Here is a 24399-nt window from a genome sequence, read left to right on the forward strand (position 1 = left end):
TCAGAATGACAAATTGTACTAATTTTCAAACAGCTTTCTATTTCAATTTTGAAATTTTATTTTTTTGGCAGATTTTTAAAATCCATATTCCATAAAGTAAAGCCATAAATATCGGCGTATTGCTCGATTGTTTTACTAACCGGAGTTCCGGCGCCGTGACCTGCATTGGTTTCATTTCTAATCAACACAGGGTTTTCTCCGGCTTGTTTTTCTTGTAATTCTGCTGCAAACTTAAAACTATGCGCGGGAACAACACGATCGTCATGATCTCCAGTTGTAATTAAGGTTGCTGGATATTTTGTTCCTTTTTCTACATTGTGTGCCGGCGAATAATTGTATAAATATTCAAACATTTCTTTAGAATCTTCGGCAGTTCCATAATCGTAAGCCCAACCTGCTCCTGCGGTAAACGTATGATAACGTAACATATCTAAAACGCCAACTGCAGGTAAAGCAACTTTCATTAACGCTGGTCGCTGCGTCATTGTAGCGCCAACTAACAATCCGCCGTTCGAACCACCACGAATAGCTAAATAATCACTAGAAGTATAATTATTTTCAATTAAATATTCTGCTGCAGCAATAAAATCGTCAAAGACGTTTTGTTTTTTTTGTTTGATTCCAGCGTCGTGCCATTTTTTTCCGTATTCGCCACCACCACGAAGATTGGGGACAGCGTAAATTCCGCCTTGTTCCATCCAAACCGCATTTGCAATACTGAACGATGGCGTTAAACTAATATTGAATCCGCCATAACCATAAAGAATTGTTGGGTTTTTTCCGTTGAGTTCAATTCCTTTTTTATGGGTGATAATCATCGGGATTTTAGTACCGTCTTTAGAAGTATAAAAAACCTGTTTGCTTTCGTATGCTTCCGTATTAAAATCAATTTTCGGTTTACGGTAAAGTTCAGAAGTTCCTTTTTCAATATCGTATTTATAAATGCTTCCAGGCGTGATGTAATTGGTAAACGAATAATACAATTCTTTTTCTTCTTGTTTGGTACCAAATCCGCCAACGCTGCCAATTCCAGGTAAATCTACTTCGCGAACTAAATTTCCTTCATAATCATATTGTTTTACGATGGAAACGGCATCTTTCATATATTCGGTAAAAAAATAACCGCCACCGGTTGAGGGACTTAAAACATTTTCGGTTTCCGAAATAAAATCTTCCCAATTTTCGGGAGCAGGATTTTTAGCATCTACGGTAACAATTTTCTTATTTGGTGCATTGTGGTTTGTCACTAAAAATAATTTGCTGCCTTTATTTTCGATAAGATACGTGTCGGTTTCGGTATTTCCGATAATTGTTTTTAATTCGCTGTTGGGTTGAGATAAATCTTTTAAAAATAATTTATTCCCTGAAGTTGATGTGCTTGCCGTAATGGTTAAAAAGCGATTATCTTCGGAAACATTTCCGCCGACGTAACGGTGTTTTTCAGCTTCGGTTCCGCCAAAAATAAGTTTGTCTTCTTTTTGCGGAGTTCCTAATTTGTGGTAAAATAGTTTATGCTGATCGGTTTTTGCAGACAATTCGCTTCCTTCGGGTTTGTCGTAGCTCGAGTAGAAAAAACCTTCGTTACTTTTCCATGATAATCCACTGAACTTGATATCAACCAAGGTGTCTTCAATAATTTCTTTGGTCTCAGCATTCATCACCATCACTTTTCGCCAATCGCTTCCGCCTTCAGAAATTGAATAGGCTAAGGTATTTCCATCTTTAGAGAAACTCATTCCGCCAAGCGAAGTCGTTCCATCCTCGCTAAATTTGTTTGGATCTAGAAATACTTCAGCGGTTGAAGGATCTTCGCCTGTTTTGTAGCGATAAATTACATATTGATTTTGTAAACCATCATTTTTACTGAAATAGGTGTAATCGCCTTCTTTAAACGGAGCGCCCACTTTTTCGTAATTCCATAATTCTGAAAGTCGGTTTTTTAGTGTATCGCGATATGGAATTTGCGATAAATAGTCGAATGTCACTTCATTTTCGGCTTTTACCCAAGCTTCGGTTTCTTTGCTTCTATCGTTTTCTAACCAGCGATAAGGGTCTTTTACTTTGGTTCCAAAATAAGTGTTTACTGTATCGACTTTTTTAGTTTTGGGATAATTCAAGGCAATTTTATTTTTTTGAGTTTCTTTTTTTTGGCCTTTATCTTCTTTACAAGCGATTAAAGACAATATAATAAATGGAAGAATAAATTTTTTCATAGTTGAAGGATTGAATAGTTTCAAATTTACTTAAAATAATTTTGTGTTAAAAAAGAAAACCTCACTAAGCAAGTGAGATTTCTTTTATCCTGACAATTATTTTTACTCGATTTCGAGGTTTTATTTTTTCAGCTTATTGCTGAAGTAACAATTTATTGAATTTCTAAAGCGAACGTTACTTGTGCGTCGGTTTCACCTCCTGTAAAAGAACCTTCCGCAGGATTGGTGATTTTTTCAGTAGGCTGGTGAATTAAACTCACTACTACTTCACCATTTTCTGCACTTCCAGCAATCCATTGCGTAGAAAGTCCAATTTTTATGCCATCGCTATCTGTTGATTGTTCACCATCTGTTCTTGTTAAATTTATTTCGGCATCCACAAAATCATAGGTTAAAAAGTGATCGTCTCTTTCTTCCATAATTTCTTCGGTAATAACTTCTGGATCGTTTGGATTGGAGTTATTATAGAAATTTGCTTCAACTTGATAGGTTTCTCCGCTTGTTAATTGAATTGTTGGCGCTACATAATTTTCGTCTCTATATTGCGGATCGGTATAGGTATAGGTAGTTTCATCTCCACTTTCATTTGTAAAAGTTAAGGAAACATCGGTAATAACTTCTTCTTCGTTGATAATTTCTGGTGAACCATCGTCATCATCAGAACAAGAACTTATAAATGGTACTGCGGCTAAAAATAAAGCCATGAATTTTAAATTTTTCATTTTTATATATTTTAAAATTAGTAATTGAATTTAAGTTGTAACATGAAATTTCTTCCGAGGTTATCTGCGTAATAACGCAATCTGTTTAGATAATCGCGGTAAGAAGTATTGAGTAGGTTATTGATGTAAAAACTAACTTCCATACTTCCTTTTTTAAAAGGATGAAAAGTCGTACTTGCATCAAAACCTAATAAGAAATACTGATCTGGCGGCGTACTAATATCTACCAAAGTACTTTGGTATTCGCCATTTTCCAGTACATCGTAGTAAAAATTATTGTCAGGATAATTTTTTTGACGAGCAACAAAATCGCCCGTTATACTTAATTGTAGATTATGCCAATCGGTTTGTTGAAAACGAATGCTGTTCGATAAATTTGCTGGCGGCATATTAATAAGAGCGCTATTGTTTTTGGTGTCTCTGCCGTTTACATAAGCAAATTTTCCGAAGTAATTAAAATTTGAAGAAATTCTGTAATTCCAATTAAGGTCTACTCCAAACATTCGTGCATTTACTTGTTTATATTTCCAAATAGGAAAAGCACCTCGAATGGTTTCATCTACGCCAGAAGGTTCCATGAGTAAAAAATCTTCGATATAGTTGTAGAATGGAGAAATTGTAAAATTGAAATTCCCTTCATCTTTACTGAAATTTAAACTGAATTTATGCGAAGTTTCAGAATTAAATCTTATGTCTCCCAATTCAATAACCGCCGCAGAATGATGTAAACCATCGGCAAATAATTCTGAAGGATTTGGCGCTCGACTGGCTAACGCGTAATTTCCGTTTAAGCTAAATTGATTAAACGTATACCGCAATCCTCCAGTGGCAGAAAAGTTATTAAAATTGAATTCTGGTTTGGTAAAAAGCTGATTTCCTTCTTCATAAACTACAATATCTGAAAAATCTTCATTGTAGTTGAGTTCTTCCCAACGAGTTTTAAAATAAAATTTTTCAGCATTTAAACGAGTATAATCGTAACGAAGACCAGCTTCAGCTAACCAATCATTATTAATTTTATATTCGCCGGTTGCAAAAACTCCAAATTTGTATTGCTCATAATCCGGGATTAACCGTTTAACCTCAGTAGCGGGATCGGGAAAATTTACCTGATAATTTCCATTAAGTCCAACGTTAAATTGATATTCATTTTTTGCATCAAATTTAAAATTTGTTGAAAGCGTGTGTGTTTGTAATTCTAAATCTACCGAGGGTCTGCCTTTATCATCTCCTCTACGAAAATCATATTCTAAGCGATTATTCAATTGGTAATCGTATTGAATATTTAATTTTCCTAATTCCTCGAAACGCTTGTAATATTTTACTCTTGCTAAATGGTGTTCAACATCTTGTTTCGGTGGGTTAATATTGTAAGTAAAATCCTTTACTACTTGCGGTTCTCTACTATTTATGGCTCTAATTAGATCGTTTACATTTCCAATATGTGAAGAGCGTAGAATACCGATTTCAGTATTGTAATAACTGTAAAAAACATCGAAACCAGAAGAGAATTTATTCAACCCAAAACGTAGTGAAACATCTTTTTCTTCATTTCCACTATTTGAAAGCACGTAATCTGGAGCTTTGTAATCACCAAATTTTTTGAAAGTTCCTTGAACATTTCCGTACCAACCGCTTTCATAACTTTTTGTAAGGCTAGTAGTAACGGAACCTCCGCGACCATTAGTAGAACCCGAAAGAATTGTTTTTCCAAAGAGCGAATCTTTTACCGGAATTTTTTCTGGCTCGACAATTACCGCACCGCCAATGGCGTCGCCGCCATATTGAAGCGCAGATGCTCCTTTTACCACGGTAATACTTTCAGCAGAATTTAAATCGATATTTGGTGCGTGTTCTGCGCCCCATTCTTGGTCTTGCATCCGTACGCCGTGATTCATCATTAAAACCCGACTGCTGTGTAAACCTTGAATTACAGGTTTTACTACGCTATTTCCTGTATTTAAGGTTGAAACTCCACTTAGTTCTTTTAAGGCATCGCCTATACTGGAAGAACTATACTTTTCTAGTGTTTTCGATTTAAGCGTTTCTTCTTGTCCGGTTTTTGATTTTTGTAATCGCTTTTTGCCGGTAATGAGTATTTCTCCTAAATCTTCTAAATGATGTTCTAGCTTTATTTTCTCGAATGTATCGCCTTCAATTAAGATGGGATAAACTAAATCTTGACAATCTGGATGGGTGATTTTTAATTCAATTTTTCCTTTACATAAGTTGTTAATTTCGAAGTTTCCATCGAAATCTGAATAGACTTCAATCTCGCTATCAATTACTTGAATGGTAGCATAAATTAGCGGATCTCCATTATGAAAATCGACCACTTTTCCTTTTAAGGTGTAGGAACAATTTTGCGATTGTACCCAAAAACTAAGCGTTATCAAGAAGATAACCGTCCAAAAAGTTTTCATTTTTTGAATTTTATACAGTTAAGATTATTTTTCAGGAATACATTTTATATTGCTGAAAAAGAATAAGTAAAGTTTGATTTTTTGCTTCGTTTCTAGAATTATAGATAAGATGCTATAACAACTTCATTTAAAAAGTTTCTATAGAAAAAAATCATAGCTGAAAGCCTTTTGAAAAAAGAGTTAACTAAGAAAAAATCAATTAAAATTAAACTGTATAAAAAGGAGGAGGTTTATTAAAGATAAGACAAACAGGTGTCTTAGAAGAAGCTACCGAATGATAGCTTAATTGTACTTCTCTAGTAATTTCAGGAATAATAATCGGCGTAATTTCGTAATCGGTTTCTGCCGAAATTATAGGCGTATTGCTATCGGTTCCCGAAAGATGACACCAAACACAGTCATTTGCGTTTTTAATATCATCACTATGTGCAAGACTATGTAAAGACCCAACTTTTATAAAAATAAAAGTCAATAGAAAAACTATTGATAAGTTATTTTTTATGCGTTGAGACAAAATCATGCTACAAACCTAAAAAATAAAACCTCAACTGGCTGTTAAAAAAAATAAAATTTGGTTGAGGTCTTATTTAGAATGTATGATCTTTTACTGAATGTAAATCAAAAAGTTAATCTTTTTTGTGAATTAAATATTCAGCAATTTGGATGGCATTTGTAGCAGCGCCTTTTCGTAAATTATCAGCTACAATCCACATATTTAAAGCACGCGGATGAGAATGATCTTTTCGTATTCTACCTACAAAAACATCATTTTTTCCTTCCGCATAAATTGGCATTGGGTAAACATTTACCGTGGGATTATCTTGTAAGGTAATTCCAGAGAAATCTTTTAAAATTTGTTTTATTTCATTAATTTCAAAATCCTTTTCAAACTCAATATTTACCGATTCGCTATGACCGCCAACTACCGGAATTCTTACCGCTGTTGCCGAAACCAATACAGAATCGTCATTTAAAATCTTTTTAGTTTCATGCGTGAGTTTCATTTCTTCTTTCGTGTAATCGTTCTCTAAAAAAACATCGCAATGTGGAAGCGCATTTTTATGAATAGGATATGGATAAGCCATTTCAGCTTGTTCATTATTATATTCACTTTCCAATTGGCGAACTGCTTTTACACCGGTTCCCGTAATCGATTGATACGTGGAAACAATTACCCGTTTTATTTTGAATTTATCGTGAAGCGGTTTTAAAGCCATTACTAATTGAATGGTAGAACAATTTGGATTGGCTATAATTTTATCGTCTTTAGTTAAACTAGCAGCGTTAATTTCCGGAACAATTAATTTTTTTGTTTTATCCATTCGCCAAGCGGAAGAATTGTCGATTACCGTAGTACCGACTTCGGCAAATTTTGGCGCCCATTCTAAAGAAGTTTCTCCTCCGGCAGAAAATAAAGCGATCTCAGGTTTTCGTTTTACTGCAGTTTCAAGACTTACGACTTTATATTTTTTTCCGTTGAATTCAATTTCTTTTCCTACAGATTTTTCTGAAGCTACAGGAATTAATTCAGTTAAAGGGAAATTTCTTTCTGCTAATACATTTAGCATTACTTGGCCAACCATTCCGGTGGCTCCAACAACAGCTACTTTCATTGTTACTGAGATCTAAAAATTAATTATTATTTAAAAAAACTTATTAAGGTTAAATCACAAAGATAGAAGAGATATTTAATCTAGGGTTTGATTTTTAATTGATAAACAAAAAAATACTCCGCCTTTTAAGCGGAGTTTTGTGATTAAAATTGAATAGTGTAGCGGTTACTACAAATCTTTATGAGTTTTGACGTTTTAATTCGTCTCTAATTTCAGTAAGTAATTCTTCTTGTGTTGGTCCTTTTGGCGCTGCAACCGGTTTTGGATCTTCTTTTTTCTTGGTTTTTTCGTAAGCTCTTAAAAACAAAAATATAAATAAACCAATAATAATGAAATTTATAATCGCTTGAATTAAATTTCCGTAGGTAAGTACTGCCGCTTTCGCTTCCCGTGCAACTTCAAGCGAAGCGTAATGTTCGCCGTCTAAAGAAATAAATTTTTTGGTAAAATCGGTTCCGCCAGTGAGGACGCCAATAATTGGTGTTATTACATCTTTTACAAGCGAATCGATAATGGTTTTGAATGCTGCGCCAATAACTACCGCTGTAGCCAGCGCGACAATATCACCTTTCATAAGAAAGGTTTTAAAATCTTTAAAAAATGCCATATTAATGGGTTTTAAATAAATTAACCCGATAAATATAGCTTAAAAATTAATATATGAATTTTCTTTTTACGCGTTGTGAGATAGAAGTAATTAACTCATAAGAAATAGTACCCGCGTTATTGGCAAAATTTTCCGCGCTTTTTTCTTTTCCGAAGAGAATAACCTCGTCGCCCTCTTTGCAATCTATTCCAGTAATATCGATCATTAACATATCCATACAAACATTGCCAATTATTGGAGCGAGTTTTCCGTTTACTTCAACATTTGTTTTTTGCATGCCGTAAATTCTATTAATTCCATCGGCGTGACCAAGGGGAAGCGTCGCCGTTTTTGTGTCTTTTTCAGCTTTAAATTTTCGGTTGTAACCAACTGTTTCTCCTTTTTTTAAATGATGAATTTGCGAAACGATAGTTTTTAAAGAAGCTACGGGAATTAATTTTTTGTCTTCTTCAGCAGAATTTCCAAAACCATATAATCCAATTCCGGTTCTCACCATCTCAAAATGTGCTTCGGGATAATTTATGATTCCTGAAGTATTGCATAAATGCCGAATAGGTTTATAGTTTAATGCTTCGATAATTTCTTCGCTTACTTTTTTATAGGTTTCAATTTGGTAGTGCGTAAAATCTTTTTCATTTGGATCTTCACTTGCGGCGAGATGCGAAAAAATTCCTTCAACTTTTACACTAGAAGTATTCTTTAATTGCTGAAGAATATAATTTACCTCATCAGGATCGAAACCTAATCGATTTAAACCGGTATTCAGTTTTAAATGAATAGGATAATGGTTTTGTTTATGCGCTTCCGCGGAAGCGATAAAATGCTCAAGTACAAATTTGCTGTAAATACTTGGCGTTAAACAATGCTGAATAATTTCATCGAAATTGGTAGATTGCGGATGAAGTACTAAAATAGGTTTTCGAATTCCGCCTTTTCGCAAGGTAATTCCTTCTTGGGTATACGCGACGGCAAAAAAATCGATTTCTAATTCTTCCAATTTTTTAGCGATTTCTACCGAATCACTTCCATAGGCAAATGCTTTAACCACACCAAGTTTTTTAGTTGCTGAAGAAAGTTTTGAACTTAAATAATTGTAGTTATGCGCAAGCGCTTTTAGATCTATTTCTAGTGTAGTTTCGTGAATTTGTGCCATACATTATTCTTTCTTCTTCGCAATTTCTTCAATTCCGTTAACTTCAATTTTTCGAACCTTTTCATTCAGCATCGCTTTGTAATACGCTGCACGACTTAAAGGTTCATATTCTTCGGTTTCGCCCAATAAAACCAAATCTTTATTCGCTGATTTTCTAAAACTATACTGTGCTAAATTTCCAGTTCGCGTACAAACCGCGTGAACTTTCGTAACATATTCTGCAGTTGCCATTAAGTTGGGCATCGGTCCAAACGGGTTTCCTTTAAAATCCATATCGAGACCGGCAACAATTACACGAACGCCTTTATTGGCCAAATCGTTGCAAACCGTTACTATTTCTTCATCAAAAAATTGCGCTTCGTCTACGCCAATAACGTCGCAATCGTCTGCTAATAATCTAATATTAGCAGCGGCGGGAACAGGTGTCGAGCGAATTTCGTTAGCATCATGAGAAACCACCATTTCTTCATCGTAACGCTTATCGAGCGCAGGTTTAAAAATTTCCACTTTTTGCTTGGCAAATTGCGCGCGCTTTAGGCGGCGGATGAGTTCTTCGGTTTTGCCGGAAAACATACTTCCGCAAATAACTTCAATCCAACCAAATTGCTCTTCGTGATTTACTGTATTTTCGAGAAACATTTTGTAATTTTCAGCACTAAAACAGGAATTTTCCTGTTACATTAAATGTGAGATAAATTTACTAAAAATACAACCGCCCCAAAAAAGTAAAGCATAAAGTTATGAAGAAGTCGTTGGAAGGAGAATTATTAAGCATCGCGCACCGAATTTTACAGTTAAAAAATAAAGCCGATGTGCACGAATTAAAAGCCGTTACTGGTGTTTTATATGAAAAATTATCGGTTTTATCTTTTGCTGAAAAACACTTTTCGGGTCCGCAACCAAGTATTGGTAAAAAACAAATCGAGGAAGCGTTGAGTGAAAATTCTACTGAAAAAACTTCGGAAGAAAAACCAGTCGCAAAAAAAGAGCGTCCAGACGGAACCGAACATAACACCGAACAACTTATTCAACCCAATACTGAATTAATTAAAAGTATTGTGGCAGAAATGCCGATGGAAATGATTAAGGAAATTAAAGAAAAAAATCATCGTCCCGATGGTTTAGAACATAACGAAGAAGCGATTACAGAGCCAAACACCGAAAAAATTAAAGATATTGTGGCGCAAATGTTTCCAGAATCGCAGGAAGTTGATGAGGTTTTAGAGGAAATTCTTCCGCAGAAAAAAGAAAAAACAAAAGATGAATTGCGAGATTTAGGTGTTCATTACGATGAATTGCCACAATTTGAGCCGGTTGCTAAAAAACCCAAACCTTCTCCTGAAGAAGATTCAGCTGAAAAAACTTCAACTGAAAAAGAGCAAGAAAAATTTTCAGAAGAAGAAAATAAATCAACTCAAAAGGAAGAGTCACCAAAACAAGAAGAATTATTTTATCCTGAAACACCGGAATTTGAACCTAAGAATTCTTCAAAGAAAACCAATGATTTAGGCGAACATAAACGCTCGCTAAATGATCGCTTAAAAAAAGGAATTAACATAGGTTTAAACGACCGCTTAGCGTATATAAAACATTTATTTGATGGAAATGCGGCAGATTATAATCGCGTACTTTCACAATTAAATACCATTGAAAATTTCGCGGAAGCACAGCGATTTATTCAGCAACAAATAAAACCCGATTACAATAATTGGGAAGGAAAAGAGGAATATGAAAACCGATTTTTACAAGCTATCGAAAACCGATTTGACTAATGGGAAAATTGTTTATTGTCCCAACACCAATCGGTAATTTAGAGGATATGACTTTTAGAGCTGTAAACGTTTTAAAAGAAGTAGATTTTATTTTAGCTGAAGATACTAGAACCAGTGGCAAATTGCTAAAACATTTTGAAATAACCACGCAAATGCACAGCCATCATATGCATAATGAGCATAAAACGGTTGATTTAATTATTAAGCGAATTCAAAATGGAGAAACTGCAGCTTTAATTAGTGATGCAGGAACTCCTGCAATTTCTGATCCCGGTTTTTTACTCACTAGAGCTTGTGTAGAAAATAATATAGAAGTCGATTGTTTACCGGGCGCGACAGCTTTTGTTCCAGCGTTGGTAAATAGTGGTTTACCCAATGATAAATTTATATTTGAAGGGTTTTTACCCGTAAAAAAAGGACGCCAAACGCGCTTGGAATTTTTAGCTGAAGAAATGCGCACGATGATTTTTTATGAATCGCCGCATAAATTGCTGAAAACCTTAGGACATTTTTCTAAATATTTTGGAGAAGAGCGACAAATTTCTGTTTCGCGTGAAATTTCTAAAATGCATGAAGAAACGATTCGCGGAAGCCTAAAAGAAGTTGAAAATCATTTTCAAAAAAAAGCCCCAAAGGGAGAACTAGTAATAATTGTAGATGGGAAAAAATAAAAGTGACTCATTTTTTTCAATAAGTCACTTTTTTTGTGATGATTTAAAAAAATACTATTTCATTTCAGCAGCATCGATTACTGCTAAAGCTTCTTTTGCTTTAGATTGCTCTGCAAAATCTCTTGCTGTAAGTTTTTCTTTAGTAGATTTTATAGAAAGATCTGCGCCATTATCAATTAAAAGTTGAAGAATTTCGGCTCTGTTGTAACGTGCAGCATACATTGCTGGCGTTCTTCCTAAGGATTTCGCGTTTACGTCTTCTCCTAATTTTAAAAGTTGTTTTACCATTTCCACATCTCCTTTCATAACAGATTTGCAGAAAGAATTAAGGGCTACATCTTCAACTAAAGAAGAATTTGAAAGATCAGAATTTGCAACAACAGGGTTGCAATTTGCGTAAGTAGCAGCAAATAAAAACGAAAGCGCTACGGTTAAAAATGTTTTTTTCATGATGAGTAGTTTTTTAATTAATTAGTAATGAATAGTTTACTTGTATATAATAGACTAATGTAAACTGAAAATGTTACACGATTTTCAAATTAATTTTAAAATATCATCAATTATTTATGAAGTTAACGTTGAATAGTGAACCTGGAAAGGATAAAAAGCTTCTATATTTTTGTTGAATTACTTTAAATAAATTAACTGAGTTGTTCTAAAAGTTCTTTAAACTTTAAGCGGGAATTTTCGGTATATTCACTTAAATCGACTTCTATTTTGTTATGAGAAGTAAGGGTAATAATTATGTGTTCTTCTTTTGTGTTAATTTCTAAAAGTTCATCAATTTTTATGCGTTGTATAGGTTGATCGGCTAATCTGTATTTCACGAAAACAGCATCATAAACCACAGAATGTTTTTTTATTTGCGAAGAAATTAAAACATATATTAATGCAATATTGGCAAGCGCGATTAAATAGAAATAATAGAAATCTTTTGTAGAATAATACGCTACAAAACCAATAATTATAAAAAGAATTCCCAATAAAAGAAAGAGAAGATGTTGTAAGGTGTTTTTGTGTTTAAATTTTAGTTCTTTCTTTTCCATAAAATAAGATTAAAAATGGAAAGGTATTTAACTAACTCTTGAAAATCAAGTGAAATTAATATTAGAAACTAAAATAAGAATGAAAAACAATAATTCAGCAACGTTGAAATTTGTAATTTAGACATTAAATTATTTTATGAATTTATCAATTAGCTTTGCAGATAAACTAGATCTTCCTTCGGAATTTAATTCGACAGAATATATTTTAAACGAATCTCCGTTTATTCCTGATCAAAAGGAAGAAAATAATTATCATTCTCTATATCTGAGAGATATCTCCTCAATTAATTTTTTTATAGGAGCTAATAATTCTGGAAAAAGTAGATTCTTAAGAGGAATTTTTAAGATTGATAAAAGTAGAATTGAGGTTTTTAAAAATGATGATTCGTTAACCCTACAGTTCAAAAAAATTAAGGAAAGTTTAGAGTATATTAGTCAAAATCAAGATCGATATTTACAAAAACCTTTTCAAAAAATTAATGAACTTATTGTATTAGTTGGTATAAATAAAAAGGTTGATATATTGAACTTCACTTCTCAAAAATTTGATTATTCTGAAATAAATAATCGACTTAATGTAATAGAACTTCAATTCAATTCTACTAAGAGATATTTTAAAGAGAAGACAAAAGTAGAAATGAAAAATTTAATTGATAGATTAAAGATATTTTTTACTGATGTATTTATTAATGAAAATCTTAAGCAAAATAATAAAATTTATATTCCTGTTCTAAGATATGCAAATTCAAACGATAGTTTAAGATCTGAAACATATCAGCAAATACTTAAAGAAAATTATGAAATAGAAGATAATGTTTTTACAGGATTAAGTTTGTATTCAGATATTCGCCGATTGCAAGGTTCTATAAAAAGCAGTAGAAAGAAGAAAAAAGAGTTTGAAAGATTTTTATCACAAAATTTCTTTAATCAAAAATCTGTAGAAATTACTGCTTCTTCTGAAAACTCAAATGAAATTTATTTTGATATTGATGATGAAGAAAGAAAGCTATTTAATTTGGGGGATGGTTTGCAATCTATTATTCTTCTAATGTTTCCTATTTATACGGCTAATGAAAATACTTGGATTTTTATAGATGAACCTGAAAATCATTTACATCCCGGTTTTCAAAAGATTTTTCTAAGAACTTTACTTCAAGATGAGTACTTAAAAAGTAAGAATTTACAGTTTTTCATCACTACACATTCTAATCATTTTTTAGACGACTCTATAAGAAATGATAGTATTTCAATTTTTCAATTTGAAAAAAATGAAGATCAAACGATTTCAATTGACTATTTAAAGAAACCTTCTAAAAATACACTTGATATTTTAGGGGTGAGTAATGCAAGTGTTTTAATTTCAAATTCATCTATTTGGGTTGAAGGACCAACAGATCGCTATTATCTTTCTTATTTCTTAGATAAGTATTCACAAAGTAAAAAGACCACTAAACTTCTCGAAGATATTGATTTTGCCTTTTTTGAATATGGCGGAAATTTAATTGCTCACTATTTATTTGACGAGAAATTTAAAGATGACGATGATGAAGTTGTTAGAAATGAAATAAACTCATTTGCGCTCTCTAATCATATTTATTTGTTAGCAGATAATGATAATGCAAGTGGTAGAACCAAAAAAGGAAAACGGCGAAAAGAGTTAGAAAAATTATCTAAAGAAAATGATCATTTTAAATATCAAAATACAGAAGTCGTTGAAATAGAAAATTTACTTCCATCAAAAGTAATATTAGATTTTGCTAAAGAACTTATTGGAGAAGGTGAAATTGAGAAAATTAAACATATAAAAATCGAAAGGGACAATTATTTAGATATTAGATTAGGAGATTTCTATAAAGAACTATTTAAAAAATATTCTATTCAACAAAAGTATCAGAAAAAATTTAGGGCAGAATCAGGAACTCTAAAAGCGGAATACAAAATTAAATTATGCAACTTTATAATTAAAAATGACTATAGCTATAGTAGTTTAATTGAAGAAAATAAAATTTTAGATACAATTGTATCTGAATTATATTCTTTTGTAATTGCACAAAAATAAAACCATGCGCTGGACTCTAAAACCTAAACCCGATTCAGAAAAAGTAACTCAACTTCAAAAGAGTTTAGGCGTAGAAAAAGCAATTGCCAGTTTATTGGTTCAACGTGGAATCGAAACTTTCGAAGAAGCAAAAAAATTCTTTCGTCCCAATTTAGAAGATTTACACGACCCATTCTTGATGAAAGATTTAGCTGAAGCCGTTAATAGAATAGAAAAAGCGATTTCAACGCAAGAAAATATTTTAGTCTATGGCGATTATGATGTGGACGGAACCACAAGTGTCGCTTTAATGAGTTCCTATTTAAAAACACGAACGCCACAAATCGCCACTTATATTCCTGATCGTTATGCTGAAGGTTACGGAATTTCTTTTGCTGGAATAGATTACGCAGCAGATAACGATATTTCACTCATTATTGCCTTGGACTGCGGAATAAAAGCAACCGAAAAAGTCGCTTATGCTAAAGAAAAAGGAATCGATTTTATCATTTGCGATCATCACCGACCTGGAAAAGAAATTCCAAAAGCTTTTGCCGTTTTAGACCCAAAACGGGAAGATTGCGAATATCCTTATAAAGAATTATGCGGTTGCGGAGTTGGTTTTAAATTAATTCAAGGAATCGAGCAAAAACGTGGAAATTCCGTAGAAACCTTACTTCCGTATTTAGATTTAGTCGCCACTGCAATTGGTGCCGATATTGTTCCCATAACCGGTGAAAATCGAGTATTAGCTTACCACGGTTTACACGTAATTAATACGCTTCCGCGGAAAGGATTTCAGGCAATTTTAAATCAAGTAAAAAAAGAAATGCTTACGATAACCGATGTAGTTTTTATCATCGCACCACGTATAAACGCCGCTGGAAGAATGAAACATGGTTTACATGCCGTACAATTATTAACCGAAGAAAACGACAACCTCGCTCAAGAATACGCAAGTGAAATTGAAGAATTTAATGGTGCAAGACGCGATACCGATAAACTCATTACCGAAGAAGCACTCGCGAATATCGAAAATGCCAATGAGCAAAAACGCTCCACAACCGTTGTGTATCAAGAAAATTGGCATAAAGGAGTTATCGGGATTGTAGCTTCTCGTCTTACCGAAACCTATTACCGACCAACCTTGGTATTTACCAAAAGCGGCGAAAAATTGGCAGCTTCAGCACGTTCTGTAAAAGGTTTCGATGTTTATAATGCACTCGAAGCTTGTGCCGATTATATCGAGCAATTCGGTGGTCACAAATACGCTGCCGGACTCACGCTGCACGAAGATCAATACGAAAATTTCAAACAAAAGTTTGAAGAAGTGGTCGCCGCCACAATCGATAAAAATTTACTAACCCCCGAAATTCCAGTAGATGCGGAATTAGATTTAAACGAAATCACTCCAAAATTTTATCGCATTTTAAAACAATTTGCTCCCTTCGGACCCGGAAATATGACCCCAATTTTTTTAACCGAAAACTTAACCGATACCGGTTTTGCAAAAGCGGTCGGGCAAGAAAATAAACATCTAAAATGTACTGTTCAGCAACTTCCCGATAAAAATTTTATCGGTGCGATTGGGTTTAATCTAGGAGAAAAACTAGATGTTGTGATGGAAAAAAAATCGTTCAGCGCCGTTTATTCTATCGATGAAAATGAATGGAATGGAAATGTTTCCCTTCAACTTAAACTCCGTGATATTCGCTAATTTAATTGGCGCCGCCAAAGGGTAAAATATTTTGAGATTTAAGTTGAAATTGAAATTTTTTTTACCAGATACATCTTGGACTCAGCTTGAAGTTGTTTACTCTGGCAAAACCTTTCGCTTTATCAAGCTCAGGTCGGGCTATTCACTTCAATCTTTTTTATTTTTAAAAGCCAAAAATAAAAAAGGATTTCCGCTGCTATCCCTTTTGCAAAAAAGCAGGTTTGTGATAAGATTTTAATTTTCTTATTTTTAAAAATCTAAACCTTTACTGATGAAATATATATCTACTTTAACCAATAAACGATTTTTACCCTTACATAATTTTTTAGCAATTTTAGGAATGGCGGTTTTTGGAATTATAGCGATACATTTTAATTGGCTTGAGGATTATAAAGCATTTATCTTAATTCCATTAATGTGCGCTTTTTTTATTGGGAAATATATTGGCGGAAAAGAACAACAAAAAGAAAGCTGATTTTTGTTTAGAACTATTCTAAATAATTAATATCTTTGATGGTAAATTAAAACCATTGATGGAAGACATTGCTTTTATTTACCGTAATAATTTTGGATTAGCTTTTTTTTGGAAAAACAAACGAGATAAAATCCAGGTAGTATTTCGAAATACCGGATTTTATTTAAGTCTTCAAGAATTAAAAGATTTTCAAAATAATGTTTTAGAAACAGTAAATCAGCAATGTTGTGCGAACTGTAAAACTTCAAGGAAATGTCGTTCGCTATTATTAAAAACCCCTTCACGAAAAATAGATTTAGCAGTTAATCGAGAAGAACTCGAAGAAATAAACGAACTTTTAGGTGGAACAATTTTTAAACTCGAAAAACGTAATTACTTAAAAAATTGTGCGAATTAATATTCTAGTAACTATTTAAAGCAGATGGTTTTCAATTTGCTATATTAAATTTTAACATATAAAATATAGTTTTGAATTTCAATAAATTATATATATTTACTTAATATTAATTTTCTTAAAGTCACCTTAAAATTTTAATTATAATGAAGCAAATCTTTTTTAATGCTAGATTCATTTTTCTAGTTTTTTCTATTGTTTTATTGGTTGGTTGCACTACAGATGATTCACAACCAGAAGTTTCCCGAAACCACTCACCCCGAAACTACCCACCAGAAGCCTTCAGTTTAGTTTCTGCTGCATCCGGTGCAACAGATGTGGAGTTGAGGCCTAGTTTTATATGGGAATCAGCTATTGACTCTGATAGTGAAAATGTGGTGTATAATCTTTATGTAGGAAAATCTAATCCACCTACTACAAAGATAGGCGAAGATATCGCTACCACCTCATTTACATTACAAGAAGATTTATATTTCAACACTAAATATTATTGGAAAGTTATAGCAAAAGATAGTGATGGAAATAGTACTTCAAGTCCTGTAGCATATTTTACTACACGTCAAGGATCGCGCGAGGAAGTAATAGAAGGGAAATGGTTTATTACTGCTTGGATATTATACGAAGACGAGGAGCAAACCTCGTTGAGTGAGTGTGATAAATATAGTTATTTTCAATTTTCAAATCCAGAAGATGAATCCGGAACCCATATTTACTACGTTAAAAATAATAAGGGTGATTGCATTGAAGATGTAAACACTTCATTTTATTATTCCTTTGAAGGAGATGACCAACTTGTGATGGGATTTGAGGATGAAACATATTCTTATGATATACTTCTTTTAAATGAGCGAGAGCTGGTTATTTCACTAGATGATCCAGAACAAATACTGGTTTTAAGAAAAGAATTATAGTATTAAAATAAATTGATAAAAGAGAAAAGACCAATTATATAATTGGTCTTTTCTCTTTTATATTGATTCAGTATTCTTCTAAACTAAAATTTTCACCATTGAAAACACCGTAGGTATAATGTGAAATCCAATCGCCTAAATTAAAATAGGTAGAATTTTTACCAACTTCAATTTTCATGGGCAAATGTCGATGCCCAAACACAAAATAATCGTAGTGTTTTGTTTCTAATTTTCGTTTCGCGTATTGTGCGAGCCATTCATTTTCTTCACCTAAAAATTTAGCATCTTCGTCGCCGGAAATCAGTTTGTTTTTTACCGATAAATGTTTAGCCAATGGAACGCCAATATCGGGATGCAACCAACGGTATAACCATTTTGAAAACGGATTGGTAAAAACTTTTTTCATCCGTTTATACCCTTTATCGCCGGGACCTAAACCATCGCCGTGACCGATTAGAAATTTCTTTTCATTAAAAGTAAATTCTTGCGGTTTGTGATAAACAGGAATATTCAGCTCTTTTTCAAAATAATCGTCCATCCATAAATCATGGTTTCCTACAAAAAAATAAATTGGGATTCCGCTGTCTTTTATTTCGGCGATTTTTCCTAAAACGCGAACAAATCCTTTAGGAACTACGTGTTTATATTCAAACCAAAAATCGAATAAATCGCCTAAAAGGAAAATTGCGGCGGCGTCTTGTTGCACTTCATCGAGCCATTTTACAAATTTTTCTTCACGCGGTTTGCTTAAAGCATTTGTTGGTGCGCCTAAATGATTATCGCTAGAGAAATAGACTTTTTTTCCAGATGGAATTTGCATAAACTAATTTATAAAATCAAATATAATTATTTCTGCGGAAGGATTTGCGTTAGGGATTGAACGCTTGTTTGAGCTCTTTTTTAATTTCTGCTTTAACTGAAATTTAAAAAAGCGAGTTGTGAAAGCCCGACCCGAAAGGGAAACGCCTTAATTATCACTAGCGTACCATTCAGCAAAACTGGTTTCTGTTTCTTGAAGTTTTAAAGAATGAAGTTGAATATTTTTGGGCAATCGGGTTTTTATTTTTTCTGAAAAATCGATCACCATTTGTTCGCTCGTAGGCTGATAATCTACCAAAATCACGTTATGGCCCCGTTTTTCAAGTTCATTGGCAAGTTCTACATGCGGTGTGTTTTTATTGAAAACCGTGGCGTGATCGAATTTATCGACAATTTCTTCTTTTACAATTTTTTTGAGATCTCCAAAATCGATAACCATTCCGAATTTTACGTTATCGCTATCTTTAATGGGTTTCCCGATAACGGTTACGCTAAGTTTGTAGCTATGGCCGTGAACATTTCTGCATTTTCCGTCGTAGCCGTAAAGCGCGTGACCGGTTTCAAAATTAAATTGTTTGGTGATGCGAATATTGCTCATTATTTTTTTAATTTTTTATACAAAACCACGGCTATGAGTACCACAGCGAGGACTAAAAATAATCCCGGGCCGCTTAAAAATTTTAATATATCCACTTTTCTGATGTTTTAAAAATCTGTTGCAAAGTTACACATTAAAGTTTAGTTGAATGTATTTTCGATAGTGATGAAAATTTATAAAATTATTTTTAAAACCTGTTTTTTATTTGGATTTAAAGACTAAATTTGCCGCGCTTTTTTAATGATAAAGTGGATAGTTTAGAACTTTTCGAACAGCTCGATTTCAAGGTAAACGAGCAGTACGAGCAGATTATTGAAAATCTGTCTGCACAAAAATTTTCGATTGTAGATGAATTTTTTTCTTCGGAAGAAGTTGATTTATTACGCGCAACGCTACTGGATAAATACGAAGAAGATCGTTTTAAAAAATCTGCGATTGGAAATAAAGTAAATGAATCGATAGAAAAATCGATTCGTGGCGATTTTATTTTATGGATAAATGAAGCTGAACAGAGTGAATTGGAAAAGCTTTTCTTCAATAAAATAAACGATTTGGTAGCGTATTTAAACAGAACCTGTTTTATGGGAATTTTGCATAAAGAATTCCATTATGCAGTTTATCCAGAAGGTACGTTTTACAAACGCCATTTAGATACGTTTCAAAATGATGGAAGAAGAAAACTTTCTATAGTTTGTTATTTAAACGATGAATGTTGGCAAAAAAGCAACGGTGGCGAATTGGTAATTTACAAAGAAAATGAAACTGAAGAAGTTATTTATCCGCTACCGGGAAGAGTTGTTATTTTTGAAAGTCAGTTTTTAGAGCACGAAGTAAAACCGGTTAAAAAAGATCGGCGATTAAGTATTACTGGTTGGTTAAAAACGCGCTAGTTTTCTTTTTGCCGTTGATATTCTTCAAAATGCTTTTTACGTTCTCGTTTTTTATGTCTTCCATACATAAGTACAATTATAGCAAGAATTAGCACAATTGTAATGTAACCCCAATTGGCGATTATAAAATCTTGAAATGAATAAATGCCATATTCTTGGTCTGGTTCAGTTTGTGCTGGCTGTGGAATTTCGGTTTGAAGTAATGCTGAAAACATACCTGTTGGTTTTAACTTAAAAGATAACCTTAATTTTAAAAACAACAGGTATTTTCAGAGATTTTTAACTCAAAAATTTATTCAAACTTCTGATTTTCTATAAGTTATTGATGTAACTTCCGTACAAATCTCTAAATTGTAAACCTTCATTAAAACGATGTTTGCTTAATTTATTAAAAGCTGCCAATCCCCAGAGTGCGAATTCCATTACAAAATAACGTTCGTTTTCACTTAAATCGGGTTGATATTTTTCCACTAAATTTCTAAGAGGTTCTATTTCGTCGAGTGTTTTTTTGTATTCTTTTTCCGTTAAATTATCGGCTAATTCTACGCCGCTAGACTCAAAAAACCATGCGGTAATTTCATCATACGGATTTTCTTCGTTTTCTTTCTGAAGTTTTTCAATCTTCGGAAATAACTGCGGAAAGATAGTTTTCACCGAATTTTCAATCAGTTGTTGCGCTACAAAAGCCGCACCTTCTTGTTCCCCTTCATAAAGCAATTCAACTTTTCCGGTAATCGACGGGATTACGCCCATAAAATCGCCAAACCGAAGTATCGTATTTTCATCGCCATTTTGTAAAGCTCTACGTTCGGCAGTGCTTAATAAATTTTGAAAAGCGGTAATACTCATTCGCGCACTAATTCCACTTTTAATATCTACATATTCACTTTCTCGCGCTTCAAAACTTATTTGTTCCAGTAAATCTTTTGCCAATTCTGGAACTTTTACGTGATTTTTTTGTTCGGCTTCTAAATTTGCCTCTTGTTCGGTAATGGTTTTAGCAATTTCAATTGAAGTAGGATAGTGGGTTAAAATTTGCGACCCAATTCTATCTTTTAAAGGCGTAACAATGCTTCCGCGATTGGTGTAATCTTCAGGATTTGCGGTAAAAATAAATTGTAAATCAAGCGGCATTCGTAATTTAAAACCACGAATTTGAATGTCACCTTCTTGTAAAATATTGAATAATGCCACTTGAATTCGAGCTTGTAAATCGGGTAATTCATTAATGACGAAAATACAGCGATTTGCTCGCGGAATCATTCCAAAATGAATAACGCGATCATCTGCATAACTCAATTTTAAGTTTGCCGCTTTTATCGGGTCCACATCACCAATTAAATCGGCTACCGTAACATCTGGTGTCGCTAATTTTTCTGAAAAACGTTCGTCACGATGTAACCAAGAAATTGGTGTTTCGTCTCCTTTTTCTGCAATGAGCTCTTTTGCAAAACGAGAAATTGGATGAAACGGATCGTCATTAATTTCTGAACCTTCCACTACAGGAATATATTCATCTAATAATTGAACCATTAAGCGTGCTAATCTGGTTTTTGCTTGTCCGCGTAAACCGAGTAAATTAATATTATGTTTCGAAAGTATAGCGCGTTCTAATTCGGGAATTACGCTGTGTTCGTAACCATGAACACCTTTAAAAACAGTTTCCTTTTTTTTAATTTTTTCAAGTAAATTTTCTCGGAGTTCTTCTTTAATTCCGCGCGATTTATAACCCGTTTTTTTGAGTTCGCCAAAGGTTTTTATATCAGTTAAATTCATAGTATTTTTTCTATTTTATCGTATTCTTTTTTTTCGGTTGGCTTCGTAATCTTCAAAAATCATTTCTCCTAATCCATCTAATCCGGTGTAATACGCTTTTCCTTGATTGGATTCTGAAAAATTTTCAACAAATTGTTGCAAATAAGGATCGGAAGCGATCATAAATGTGGTAATTGGAATATTTAATTTTCGTGCTTGAGCCGCCATATTGTAACATTTATGCGTAATATGCGGATCTAATCCCATTGAATTTTTGTAATACGTGCCATCGCGTAAACGCAAGCAACTCGGTTTTCCGTCGGTAATCATAAAAATTTGTTTGTTGGCATTTCGTTTTCTTCGAAGAATATCCATCGCCAATTGCAACCCGGCGACCGTATTGGTGTGAAACGGACCGACTTGCAAATAGGGTAAATCTTTAATTTTAATGGGCCACGCATCATTTCCGAAGACAATTACATCAAGGGTGTCTTTTGGGTAGCGCGTGATTATGAGTTCTGCCAACGCCATCGCTACTTTTTTTGCCGGGGTAATTCTATCTTCACCGTACAAAATCATGCTGTGGCTAATATCGATCATTAAGACGGTACTCATTTGCGCTTTATATTGGCTATCTTCTACAACTAAATCATCTTCAGTTAAATTGAAATTGCCAATTCCGTGGTTAATTTGCGCGTTTTTTAAACTTTCAGTCACTGAAATTTTTTCAACTGAATCGCCGTATTGATAATTTCTGAATTCACCAGTTGTATCATCAGAATTTCCTTTGATCTTGGTTTTATGATTTCCGGGATTTCCTTTGCGCATTTTTCCGAAAATTTGATTCAAAGCACGTTGACGAATAGCTTGTTCTGTTTTTGAAGTAATTGCCATGCCGCCTTTTCCGTCGGGTTTTATGCGTTCTTGAATATACCCTTTCTTCTTTAAATCTTCTATAAAATCATCAATTGTATAATCTTCGGTAGTTAATTTATATTCTTTATCTAATTGGCGCAACCAGTCGATTGCTTCATCGAAATCGCCGGAAGTAAACGTGATTAATTCTTTAAAAATTTCAAATAATTTATCAAACGGACTTTGGTAAGGCGCTTCATAATTTTTGAAAATAAATCCTTTGCGAACATCATTCATAGCATTCTCCTAAATTTATCTTTAAAAATACGGTATTTTGGAAAGATTAGAAATGATACAGATGTTAAACTGAAACTAATGTTTAGGAAAAATTAGACTTCTTTCTGTAAATATTTTCTTCGGAATTTGATCACCAATGTTGAGCTTCTTATAAGCATCCATACAAAAAAACCGAGCCAAATCGCGTAAAGTTTTAACCCAAAATAATCGGCGATGAGTAAGGTTGGCGTAAAACCTAAAAATGTAGCAATAAGTAATACATTCCGTAAATATTTTGCTTCTCCCAAACCTTTAAAAATTCCATCGAACATAAACGCGATCGCATTAATTGGTTGCATTGCCAAAACAACCCAAAAAACAGAACTGAATAAGGAAAGAACAACCGCGTCTTTATTAAAAATTTCGCCTATTTGCGTGTAAAAAATTCCGCAGATCGCCATGAGAATGAGCGCAATATAAACCGCATATTTACTAATGTCTTTACTTAAATTCCATAAACGAACGTAATCTTTTGCGCCTAATAATTTTCCGCCAATCGCGTTTCCGGCATTTGCATATCCATCAATAAAAAAGGAGAAAAACAGCCAGATATTCATTAAAATACTTTGAGCGGCGATGTAACTTTTTCCGTAATCTGTGGCATAAGCGTTTGCTAAATAAATGGCAAAATTTAGTGCGGCGGTACGTATAAAAAGATTAGCCGCCATCAATAAAAGTGGTTTCATTCGTGGGTTTATATTGAAACTCAACTTTAAGTGAAAAGGTGTTTTTTTAAAGAAAAAATATAAAGCGATAACCAACATTGTAGCTTGGGCGGCGACACTTGCATAAGCTGCTCCGGCTAAATGCATCGGTGGAATAAAACCCTCTATTCCATAAACTAATAAATAATCTAAGCTGACATTTACAACCGCTCCGGCTAAACTGGCTTTCATTGCCCAAAGTGTATTCTGTAGTCCTCTAAAAATTCCGAAGATGGCAAAAGTCACCAACGTTAAGGGATAGCCTACCGCACGAATCGTGTAATATTCTTCAGTGTAATCGAGAATTAATCCTTCCGCATTATAAGCGCTAAAAATACTTTCAGCAAAAAAAGCTGTGATACCGTAAATAGCGAAACTCAATAATAAATTGAAAAAAATAGCCTGCGGAATTAAGGTTTTTACCGCGTGAATTCTGTTGGCGCCAAAATGTTGAGAAACAATTGCTGAAATTGCCGTTTTGGTTTGTGCTACAATCCAAATAATTGCCGATAAAAACGAACCCACAATTCCCGCTGCCGCTAATGCTTCAACTGAATTTTTTTCGACATTCCCAATAACCGCAATATCGGTTAAAGAGATTAGCGGTTCTGCAATTCCTGCGATAATGGCAGGAATCGCAATTTTATTAATTTCTTGAAAAGAAACTTTAGGTGTGTTGGCCATAGG

At 33.6% G+C, this 24399-nt stretch carries 24 protein-coding genes; 8 read left to right on the forward strand and 16 right to left on the reverse strand.

The genetic code is table 11. From position 1 onward, the window contains the following. Positions 1–56: 56 nt before the first annotated feature. From ACFFGL_RS09290 to ACFFGL_RS09325, 8 genes are all read right to left on the reverse strand, one after another. Positions 57–2213 carry a prolyl oligopeptidase family serine peptidase gene (locus ACFFGL_RS09290; RefSeq protein WP_309726688.1) on the reverse strand — a complete coding sequence of 719 codons (2157 nt, stop codon included), beginning with the start codon at positions 2211–2213 and terminating at the stop codon, positions 57–59. Positions 2214–2365: 152 nt separating this feature from the next. Then, a complete protein-coding gene (locus ACFFGL_RS09295) occupies positions 2366–2935 on the reverse strand; it encodes a hypothetical protein (protein WP_309726686.1) in 570 nt (189 codons plus the stop codon). 17 nt (positions 2936–2952) lie between these two features. Further along, on the reverse strand, positions 2953–5358 hold the full coding sequence (locus tag ACFFGL_RS09300; protein WP_309726685.1) for a TonB-dependent receptor: 2406 nt from the start codon (positions 5356–5358) through the stop codon (positions 2953–2955). Between the two features lie 205 nt (positions 5359–5563). Next, positions 5564–5830 (reverse strand): hypothetical protein, encoded by a 267-nt coding sequence (locus tag ACFFGL_RS09305; RefSeq protein ID WP_309726684.1) that lies wholly within the window; start codon positions 5828–5830, stop codon positions 5564–5566. Between the two features lie 154 nt (positions 5831–5984). Next, positions 5985–6971 (reverse strand): aspartate-semialdehyde dehydrogenase, encoded by a 987-nt coding sequence (locus tag ACFFGL_RS09310; protein WP_309726683.1) that lies wholly within the window; start codon positions 6969–6971, stop codon positions 5985–5987. A 178-nt stretch (positions 6972–7149) separates the two neighbouring features. Further along, the gene (gene mscL / locus ACFFGL_RS09315; RefSeq protein WP_309726682.1) at positions 7150–7578 is read right to left on the reverse strand and encodes a large conductance mechanosensitive channel protein MscL; all 429 of its coding nucleotides are present in this window, start codon (positions 7576–7578) and stop codon (positions 7150–7152) included. 46 nt (positions 7579–7624) lie between these two features. Beyond that, positions 7625–8731 (reverse strand): alanine racemase, encoded by a 1107-nt coding sequence (alr, locus tag ACFFGL_RS09320; protein WP_309726681.1) that lies wholly within the window; start codon positions 8729–8731, stop codon positions 7625–7627. 3 nt (positions 8732–8734) lie between these two features. Continuing rightward, a complete protein-coding gene (locus ACFFGL_RS09325) occupies positions 8735–9370 on the reverse strand; it encodes a thymidine kinase (protein ID WP_309726680.1) in 636 nt (211 codons plus the stop codon). Between the two features lie 101 nt (positions 9371–9471). Between ACFFGL_RS09325 and ACFFGL_RS09330 the strand changes: the two genes are divergently transcribed. Together ACFFGL_RS09330 and rsmI are read left to right on the forward strand one after the other, a co-directional pair. Beyond that, complete coding sequence (locus tag ACFFGL_RS09330; RefSeq protein WP_309726679.1) at positions 9472–10503, forward strand: hypothetical protein; 1032 nt, start codon at positions 9472–9474, stop codon at positions 10501–10503. Beyond that, positions 10503–11174 carry a 16S rRNA (cytidine(1402)-2'-O)-methyltransferase gene (rsmI, locus tag ACFFGL_RS09335; RefSeq protein WP_309726678.1) on the forward strand — a complete coding sequence of 224 codons (672 nt, stop codon included), beginning with the start codon at positions 10503–10505 and terminating at the stop codon, positions 11172–11174. The genes ACFFGL_RS09330 and rsmI overlap by 1 nt, the downstream gene beginning before the upstream one ends. A 54-nt stretch (positions 11175–11228) precedes the next feature. Here the strand turns inward: rsmI and ACFFGL_RS09340 are convergent, their stop codons facing one another. Together ACFFGL_RS09340 and ACFFGL_RS09345 are read right to left on the reverse strand one after the other, a co-directional pair. Continuing rightward, the gene (locus ACFFGL_RS09340) at positions 11229–11624 is read right to left on the reverse strand and encodes an ankyrin repeat domain-containing protein (protein ID WP_309726677.1); all 396 of its coding nucleotides are present in this window, start codon (positions 11622–11624) and stop codon (positions 11229–11231) included. Positions 11625–11815: 191 nt separating this feature from the next. After that, on the reverse strand, positions 11816–12220 hold the full coding sequence (locus ACFFGL_RS09345; RefSeq protein ID WP_309726676.1) for a hypothetical protein: 405 nt from the start codon (positions 12218–12220) through the stop codon (positions 11816–11818). 136 nt (positions 12221–12356) lie between these two features. Between ACFFGL_RS09345 and ACFFGL_RS09350 the strand changes: the two genes are divergently transcribed. From ACFFGL_RS09350 to ACFFGL_RS09370, 5 genes are all read left to right on the forward strand, one after another. Continuing rightward, positions 12357–14279, forward strand: a complete 1923-nt coding sequence (locus tag ACFFGL_RS09350; RefSeq protein WP_309726675.1) for an AAA family ATPase — start codon at positions 12357–12359, stop codon at positions 14277–14279. Positions 14280–14283: 4 nt separating this feature from the next. Further along, entirely contained in the window at positions 14284–15975 is a 1692-nt protein-coding gene (gene recJ / locus ACFFGL_RS09355; RefSeq protein WP_309726673.1) for a single-stranded-DNA-specific exonuclease RecJ, read from the forward strand. 271 nt (positions 15976–16246) lie between these two features. Beyond that, the gene (locus tag ACFFGL_RS09360) at positions 16247–16450 is read left to right on the forward strand and encodes a hypothetical protein (RefSeq protein WP_309726671.1); all 204 of its coding nucleotides are present in this window, start codon (positions 16247–16249) and stop codon (positions 16448–16450) included. A gap of 58 nt (positions 16451–16508) precedes the next feature. Next, positions 16509–16847 (forward strand): DUF6686 family protein, encoded by a 339-nt coding sequence (locus ACFFGL_RS09365; protein ID WP_309726670.1) that lies wholly within the window; start codon positions 16509–16511, stop codon positions 16845–16847. Between the two features lie 143 nt (positions 16848–16990). Further along, positions 16991–17755: a lipocalin family protein gene (locus tag ACFFGL_RS09370; protein ID WP_309726668.1), complete on the forward strand. Its 765-nt coding sequence runs from the start codon at positions 16991–16993 to the stop codon at positions 17753–17755. Positions 17756–17822: 67 nt separating this feature from the next. Here ACFFGL_RS09370 and ACFFGL_RS09375 read toward each other — a convergent pair whose 3' ends face one another. Both ACFFGL_RS09375 and ACFFGL_RS09380 read right to left on the reverse strand, forming a co-directional pair. Further along, positions 17823–18575 carry a UDP-2,3-diacylglucosamine diphosphatase gene (locus ACFFGL_RS09375; RefSeq protein ID WP_309726666.1) on the reverse strand — a complete coding sequence of 251 codons (753 nt, stop codon included), beginning with the start codon at positions 18573–18575 and terminating at the stop codon, positions 17823–17825. A gap of 147 nt (positions 18576–18722) precedes the next feature. After that, on the reverse strand, positions 18723–19172 hold the full coding sequence (locus ACFFGL_RS09380; RefSeq protein WP_309726665.1) for a 6-pyruvoyl trahydropterin synthase family protein: 450 nt from the start codon (positions 19170–19172) through the stop codon (positions 18723–18725). A 248-nt stretch (positions 19173–19420) separates the two neighbouring features. Between ACFFGL_RS09380 and ACFFGL_RS09385 the strand changes: the two genes are divergently transcribed. Then, positions 19421–20062 carry a 2OG-Fe(II) oxygenase gene (locus ACFFGL_RS09385; protein ID WP_309726663.1) on the forward strand — a complete coding sequence of 214 codons (642 nt, stop codon included), beginning with the start codon at positions 19421–19423 and terminating at the stop codon, positions 20060–20062. Here ACFFGL_RS09385 and ACFFGL_RS09390 read toward each other — a convergent pair. From ACFFGL_RS09390 to ACFFGL_RS09405, 4 genes are all read right to left on the reverse strand, one after another. Beyond that, complete coding sequence (locus ACFFGL_RS09390) at positions 20059–20277, reverse strand: hypothetical protein (protein WP_309726662.1); 219 nt, start codon at positions 20275–20277, stop codon at positions 20059–20061. The two genes, ACFFGL_RS09385 and ACFFGL_RS09390, sit on opposite strands and share 4 nt — an antisense overlap. 97 nt (positions 20278–20374) lie before the next feature. Next, positions 20375–21838: a magnesium chelatase gene (locus ACFFGL_RS09395; protein WP_309726660.1), complete on the reverse strand. Its 1464-nt coding sequence runs from the start codon at positions 21836–21838 to the stop codon at positions 20375–20377. A 15-nt stretch (positions 21839–21853) separates the two neighbouring features. Continuing rightward, complete coding sequence (locus tag ACFFGL_RS09400) at positions 21854–22969, reverse strand: vWA domain-containing protein (protein WP_309726658.1); 1116 nt, start codon at positions 22967–22969, stop codon at positions 21854–21856. Between the two features lie 92 nt (positions 22970–23061). Then, complete coding sequence (locus ACFFGL_RS09405) at positions 23062–24396, reverse strand: MATE family efflux transporter (RefSeq protein ID WP_309726657.1); 1335 nt, start codon at positions 24394–24396, stop codon at positions 23062–23064. Positions 24397–24399: the final 3 nt, after the last annotated feature.

The organism is Mesonia maritima, from assembly GCF_042433895.1.
GTDB classification, from domain to species: domain Bacteria; phylum Bacteroidota; class Bacteroidia; order Flavobacteriales; family Flavobacteriaceae; genus Mesonia; species Mesonia maritima.